This is a genomic window from Streptomyces sp. NPDC003011 (assembly GCF_053591515.1).
Genome location: NZ_JBSFTY010000035.1, coordinates 83,342 through 89,822, shown reverse-complemented (window position 1 = coordinate 89,822; position 6,481 = coordinate 83,342). Strand labels below are relative to the sequence as shown.

Genomic DNA, 6,481 nt, shown 5'->3' with positions numbered 1-6,481 from the left:
GCTACGGGACCGCGCTGTTCGCCGGCGCCTGGCTGAATCTCCAGTGGGGCTTCACGCCCACACCGGAAAGGACGCTGGGCTGGAGCGCCGGAGGCCGGGGGTGGCGGAGGTGCTCGGTACGGGGGTGGGGCCGGGCGCTCGTACGAGGGGGCGCCGGGCGGTCGGGGCGCGGCTCGGGCTCGGCCTGGGGCGGGACCGTACGCCGGGGTGCCCGGAGGTCCGTACGGGAGCGAACCCGGGAGCCGGCACGCGGCCGAGGCCGGAGGACCACCCGCCGGGGAGACCGGGCGGCGGCCGTACGGAAACGAGCCAGGGCGGTCGCACGACGGTGCGCCGGGGGATCCGGGGCCGTACTCCCCCGGCTCGCCGTACCGGCCGCCCAACCCGGCCACCAATCCGTATCTGCGGATGCCGGAGGACGCGCGGGAGCCGGAGGACGCGCGACCACCGGGGGCTGGGCCGGCGCCCGGGGACGGGCGGACTCCCGCGGACGGGCCGGCCGATGGGCGCCCGCCCGGATACGAGGCCTCGGGCTCGGGGTGGGGCTCCGGTGCGGCCGAGTCGGCCAGGAACGCCGGGCGGGGCGGTGGTCCCGGGGCAGACCCTGGTCCGGGGTGGGCCGCAGGTGCCGGCCCGGATCACAGCCCCGGGCCGGCGGCCGGTGCCGGGCGGCCGCACGACGAGCCGCGATGGGTCGGCGGCCCGCGAACGCCCCGCGACGGCCGGGCCGCCGGTCACCCCGCAGCCGCCCCCGGCGGTGCGGCCGGTGGCGGTCCCGGAGCTGCCCCGGCCGGCCCTGGCCATGACCGGGGGCATGACTCCGCCGCGGCCCGTGACGACCAGGCATCCGGCGAGACGCCGCGGCCCGGCGGCCCGCGGTCGCCCGGTGACGACCTGTACGGCGCGCCCACGGTGGCCAGGCCGCTCGGCCCTCCTCCCCGTTCGCCCCGGCGGCCTCCCCCGTCGCGGCCCGACCACGGCTCGACGTCCGGGCCGGACGACGGGCCACCGCCGCCACCACCACCGCCACCGCCGCCTCCCCCACCGCCCGGGAGGCCGAAGGGGCGACGGTGACGGAATGCTCCGGTGCGGAGGCGGCGGACCTGCCTGGCCTGGCCGCGGCTGGGACCCGGCAGTCACCGCCGCAGGGCCAGTGTCGGCGCGTCGCAGCTGTTCGGGCCACCCCGACGCCCCGCTCGCCCCCCGCCGGCACCGCCCCTGCACCCCGCCTGGCGATGCCGCCCGGTCGCCCCGCCCGCGGCATGCCGGTCGCGCGGGCTCCGACGGCCGGGTCGGCCCGTCCCCGGCGGCCCGGTGGCCCGCGCCGCGCACTCGTGGTCAAGACGTGAGGTCAGGGCCATCGACCCGCCATCCAGTGTTCCCTGTCCGTCAGCCGGACCTCGGAAGCGGCAGGCACCGCGTGCCGGATACGGTGGGAGCACCATGAGCGCTTCGCAGACTTTGTCCTCCGACGTCCCCACCCTTCTCGTCAAGATCTTCGGCAAGGACAGGCCGGGCATCACGGCGGGACTCTTCGACACCCTTGCCGCCTACTCCGTCGACGTGGTCGACATCGAGCAGGTCGTCACCCGTGGCCGGATGGTGCTGTGCGCGCTCGTGACGGCGCCGCCCCGCGGGCTGGACGGCGATCTGCGGGCCACCGTCCACAGCTGGGCGGAGTCGATGAGGATGCAGGCGGAGATCATCTCGGGGCTCGGTGACAACCGGCCGCGCGGCCTGGGGCGTTCCCTGGTGACCGTGCTCGGGCATCCGCTGACCGCGGAGGCGACGGCGGCGGTCGCCGCCCGGATCACCCGGACCGGCGGCAACATCGACCGCATCTTCCGACTGGCCAAGTACCCCGTGACCGCGGTGGAGTTCGCGGTGTCGGGCGTGGAGACGGAGCCTCTGCGCACCGCCCTGGCGACGGACGCGGCGGCGCTCGGCGTGGACGTCGCCGTCGTCGCGGCCGGTCTGCACCGGCGGGCCCAGCGGCTGGTCGTCATGGACGTCGACTCGACGCTCATCCAGGACGAGGTGATCGAGCTCTTCGCCGCGCACGCCGGCTGCGAGAAGGAGGTCGCCGAGGTGACCGCGGCCGCGATGCGCGGCGAGCTGGACTTCGAGCAGTCGCTGCACGCGCGCGTGGCGCTGCTCAAGGGGCTGGACGTCTCGGTGGTGGACAAGGTGCGGGCCGAGGTGCGGCTGACGCCGGGGGCGCGCACGCTGATCCGCACGCTGAAGCGGCTGGGCTTCGAAGTCGGGGTGGTGTCGGGTGGGTTCACCCAGGTCACCGACGACCTGAAGGAGCGGCTGGGGCTCGACTTCGCCCAGGCGAACACGCTGGAGATAGTCGACGGGAAGCTGACCGGCAGGGTCACCGGGGAGATCGTGGACCGCGCGGGCAAGGCGCGGCTGCTGCGCCGGTTCGCCGCCGAGGCGGGCGTACCGCTGTCCCAGACGGTGGCGATCGGTGACGGCGCGAACGACCTGGACATGCTCAACGCGGCCGGACTCGGGGTCGCCTTCAACGCCAAGCCGGTGGTGCGGGAGGCCGCGCACACCGCGGTGAACTTCCCCTTCCTCGACACGGTCCTGTATCTGCTGGGCGTCACCCGCGAAGAGGTCGAGGCGGCGGACGCGCACGAGGAGGGCTGAGCGGTCCCGCACGGTGAAGGGGCCCGGCGCGATCACGCTCCGGGCCCCTCGCGCGTTCGCGGGGGCCGGGTCAGTCGGACGGCGCCCAGTAGTCGAGGAGGGTCGCCACGCCCGGCTCCAGGGCCTTCCAGGATCCGCTGAACGACAGGACGGCGAAGGCGGCGGCCGGGAACCCGCGCCGGCTCAGCCGGTCCCGGGTGTCGCCCTCGGCCGAGCCGGCCAGGACGTCGGCGAGGCCCTGGATGCCCGGGTTGTGGCCGACCAGGAGGATGTTCCGCGCGTCGTCGGGGGTCTCGTTGAGCACGGCGATCAGTTCGCCGGGCGAGGCCTCGTAGATCCGCTCCTCATAGACCGTTTTCGGCCGCTGCGGGAACTCCTGGACGGCGAGCTTCCAGGTCTCGCGGGTCCGGACCGCGGTGGAGCACAGGGCCAGGTCGAAGGAGAGGCCCGTCTCGGTCAGCCTGTGTCCGGCGACCGCGGCATCCGTACGGCCCCGCTCCGCGAGCGGCCGCTCGTGGTCGGTCACCTGCGGCCAGTCGGCTTTCGCATGCCGGAACAGGACGATCCGGCGGGGTTCTGCGTCGCTCATGGGATCCAGCTTCGCATGAAACAGGCCATGGGGCGCAGGGAGTTGGCGGGTGGCTCTGGCCGTGTTCAGCGCGATATCAGCTGCTGGAGGCGCTCGAAGAACACAGTGACAGCCGGGTCGCCGGTCGCCGCCCGGGCGTCGGTCGGGTTCAGGATCAGCGCGAGGAGCACGACGAACGCGAGCGTCGGCAGGGCGAGGGCCCACCAGGGCAACCGGATGTCGACGCCGCCCCGGGAGGCCGGGTGGGGCCGGGTGTGCGTAGGGGCCGGCATGGGTGCCTCCGCTGGTCTTCGAGTGGTCCGTGGTCCGCCTCTCGCGGCCTCTTCTCGAAGCTACGGAACCCGCGCTCCTCAACCCATCCGGTGATCCACCCAGTTGACCCTGACACTCACCCCCTAGGGGATGGGGGTGCCAGCCCCACCATGGGGCCGCGGACGCGGGGCACGGTCAGGGTGAGGCGATCGTCGCGATGATGGCGATGATCACGAAGATGGCGAAGAACGAGCCGAAGACCAGGAGCATCTTCTTCTGGCCGTTCTGGGGGTTCGGATCGAGCACTGGCATACGGCAAGTCTCGCATCCGCTGCCGCCGGGATGCGCGCCGGGGCGGGGTCAGCGCGCCGCCTCGTCCTCCACCGTGCGGTCGCGCCCCGCGAGGACGCCCACGACCATCTGCGGGATCATCAGGGCGGTCATCAGCGCGATCGGCAGTCCCCAGCCGCCGCTGCTCTCGTAGAGGATGCCCACCAGGAGCGGACCCGGGATGGAGATCAGATAGCCGGTGCTCTGCGCGAAGGCCGACAGCTGGGCGACGCCGGCGCCGGTCCTGGCCCGCATGCCGACCAGGGTGAGGGCGAGCGGGAAGGCGCAGTTGGAGACGCCGAGCAGCACGGCCCAGGCCCAGGCACCGCCGGCCGGCGCGAGGTACAGGCCGGCGTAGCCCGCCAGACCGCAGACGCCGAGCGCGAGCACGATCGGGCCCTGGTGCGGCAGCCGGGTGGCGACGCGGGGTATGACGAAGGCCAGCGGCACGCCCATGACCATCGTGACGGCGAGCAGCAGTCCGGCCGTGCCCGCGGGCACGCCCGCGTCCCGGAAGATCTGCGCCATCCAGCCCATGGTGATGTAGGCGGCGGTGGCCTGGAGCCCGAAGAAGACCGCGAGCGCCCAGGCGGTACGGCTCCGGGTGATCCGCAGCGCGGCCGGCGGCCGCTCGCGCGCGGGTGCCCGCTCGGCCGGCGCCTCGCGCGCGGGTGCGTGCTCCGCCCGCGCCGGCCCTCGTTCCCGTACCAGCGGGATCCACGGCACCACGGCCGCCGCCGCCAGGACGGCCCACACGGAGAGTCCCGACTGCCAGCTTCCGCCCAGTGCCCGGGTCACGGGGACGGTCACGGCCGCCGCGGAGGCGGTGCCGAGGGCGAGGGCCATCGAGTACAGGCCGGTCATGGAGCCGACCCGGTCCGGGAACCAGCGCTTGACGATGACCGGCATCAGGACGTTGCTGACGGCGATGCCCATGAGGGCGAGGGCGCTGCCGGCCAGGAATCCGGCCGTGCCGCCCGCGTACGGCCGGATCAGCAGGCCCGCGGCGATGGCGGCCATGCCCGCGCACACCACCGCGCCCGCCCCGAAGCGGCGGGCGAGCCGCGGGGCCGTCACGCCGAAGACGGCGAAGCAGAGCGGGGGGACGGACGTGAGCAGTCCGGCCACGCCGCCGCTCATGCCGAGCCCGTCGCGGACCTCTTCGAGGAGGGCGCCGAGGCTGGTGATGGCGGGGCGCAGGTTGAGGGCGGACAGCACGATGCCGACGACGACCAGGCGGGCCGCCCACGCGCGCGTGCCGGCCCCCTTGGGCACGACAGTTCCCCGGGAGTCGTCGGCGGCCGGGCTGCGTACGCTCGTGGACTGCGTCGTCCGGGTTTCCTCGCTTGCCATGCCGCCCATCATAGAATCATGGGATGATTGGTTGTCCACCGCCGCGTCGTCCGCTCCGGTCCCGCCCGTGCGAAGGTGTGCCATGCCTCTGAGCCATCCCCGCCGGTCGGCACTGTCCGAGCAGGTCATCGCCGCGCTGCGGCACCAGATCACCTCGGGCGAGTGGCCGGTCGGAGCCCGGATCCCCACGGAACCCGAGCTGGTCGAGCAGCTCGGTGTCGCCCGCAACACCGTCCGCGAGGCCGTCCGCGCGCTGGCGCACAACGGCCTGCTGGACATCCGTCAGGGCTCGGGCACGTACGTCGTGGCGACCAGTGAGCTGGCGGGGGTGATGCACCGCCGCTTCGCGGACGCGGACCCCCGGCACATCGCGGAGCTGCGGTCCACGCTGGAGTCGTCCGCCGCCCGGCTCGCCGCCGAGCGGCGCACGGAGAAGGACCTCAGGCAGCTCGACACGCTCCTGGTGCGGCGCGAGGAGGCCTGGGAGTCGGGCGACGCGGAGGCGTTCGTGACGGCGGACGCGACCTTCCACCTGGCGGTGGTGGCCGCCTCCCACAACGACGTGATGACGGCGATGTACGCCGATCTGGGCGAGGTGCTGCGCGACTGGCTGCGCGAGGACATCGGCGAGGAGCTGACTCCTCAGACGCACATGGACCACGCGCGGCTCGTCGACGCGATCCGCGCGGGCGACGCCACGACGGCGGCCACGGAGGCCGCCGGCTACCCGTTCCGGTGCCGTCCGGGCCGGTTCAGCGCTCCTGCTTGAAATGGGTCTGCCTGGTGTGGCTGACCCACACCGAGCGGACCTCCTTCCAGCAGCGGCCGGTGAGCCGCACGGTCTGCGCCGGACCGGCCACGACCGGGGCGCCGTCGCCGTCGACGTCCCACCAGCGGGCGCACTCGATGTGCAGGCTCACGCGGTCCGCCTGCGGGTACGGGTTGTGGCAGTACGCGGTCACCTGGGAGCCGGTGACCCGGCTGCGGCACGTCGCGCCGAACGGCTCCGGCGCGGCGGCCTGGTGCGCCTCCCCGCGCGCGTGCGGTGTCGCCTCGTAGGACTCGCAGGACAGGGACAGCACCAGACAGACGCCGACGGTCACTGGGGCCAGGCTGCGGGACAGGTGCACAAGGGGACCTCCTCGGCCGGGCTGGGGAGGGAGACGCGTGGTGAACGCCTACTCCAGGGTGCCCAGTTGCGGCCCCCGCCCGCCCGGCCGGGTGGTCCGAACGGGTGACGCCCCGCTCCCCGCGCGCTGCGGGGGACGGGGCGTCGACGACGTACCGGAGAGGCGTACG

The 6,481-nt window shown here is 74.5% G+C and carries 7 protein-coding genes; 2 read left to right on the top strand and 5 right to left on the bottom strand.

What is annotated here, in order from left to right; all coding sequences use genetic code 11:
* The first annotated feature begins 1,443 nt into the window (after window positions 1-1,443).
* Entirely contained in the window at window positions 1,444-2,658 is a 1,215-nt protein-coding gene (gene serB / locus ACWD0J_RS19580) for a phosphoserine phosphatase SerB (RefSeq protein WP_451497069.1), read from the top strand.
* A gap of 70 nt (window positions 2,659-2,728) precedes the next feature.
* Here the strand turns inward: serB and ACWD0J_RS19575 are convergent, their stop codons facing one another.
* The 4 genes from ACWD0J_RS19575 to ACWD0J_RS19560 form a co-directional block, all read right to left on the bottom strand.
* Window positions 2,729-3,247, bottom strand: a complete 519-nt coding sequence (locus ACWD0J_RS19575; RefSeq protein WP_451497068.1) for a SixA phosphatase family protein — start codon at window positions 3,245-3,247, stop codon at window positions 2,729-2,731.
* A 65-nt stretch (window positions 3,248-3,312) separates the two neighbouring features.
* Window positions 3,313-3,519: a hypothetical protein gene (locus ACWD0J_RS19570; RefSeq protein WP_451497067.1), complete on the bottom strand. Its 207-nt coding sequence runs from the start codon at window positions 3,517-3,519 to the stop codon at window positions 3,313-3,315.
* 175 nt (window positions 3,520-3,694) lie between these two features.
* Window positions 3,695-3,811 carry an SGM_5486 family transporter-associated protein gene (locus tag ACWD0J_RS19565; RefSeq protein WP_086023195.1) on the bottom strand — a complete coding sequence of 39 codons (117 nt, stop codon included), beginning with the start codon at window positions 3,809-3,811 and terminating at the stop codon, window positions 3,695-3,697.
* Between the two features lie 48 nt (window positions 3,812-3,859).
* Window positions 3,860-5,194, bottom strand: coding sequence for a CynX/NimT family MFS transporter (locus ACWD0J_RS19560; RefSeq protein WP_451497066.1), 1,335 nt, complete (start codon window positions 5,192-5,194; stop codon window positions 3,860-3,862).
* Between the two features lie 70 nt (window positions 5,195-5,264).
* Here ACWD0J_RS19560 and ACWD0J_RS19555 point away from each other — a divergent pair, with 70 nt between their 5' ends.
* Complete coding sequence (locus ACWD0J_RS19555; RefSeq protein ID WP_451497065.1) at window positions 5,265-5,951, top strand: FadR/GntR family transcriptional regulator; 687 nt, start codon at window positions 5,265-5,267, stop codon at window positions 5,949-5,951.
* Here the strand turns inward: ACWD0J_RS19555 and ACWD0J_RS19550 are convergent.
* On the bottom strand, window positions 5,935-6,312 hold the full coding sequence (locus ACWD0J_RS19550) for a hypothetical protein (RefSeq protein ID WP_451497064.1): 378 nt from the start codon (window positions 6,310-6,312) through the stop codon (window positions 5,935-5,937). The genes ACWD0J_RS19555 and ACWD0J_RS19550 overlap by 17 nt on opposite strands.
* Window positions 6,313-6,481 lie beyond the last annotated feature (169 nt).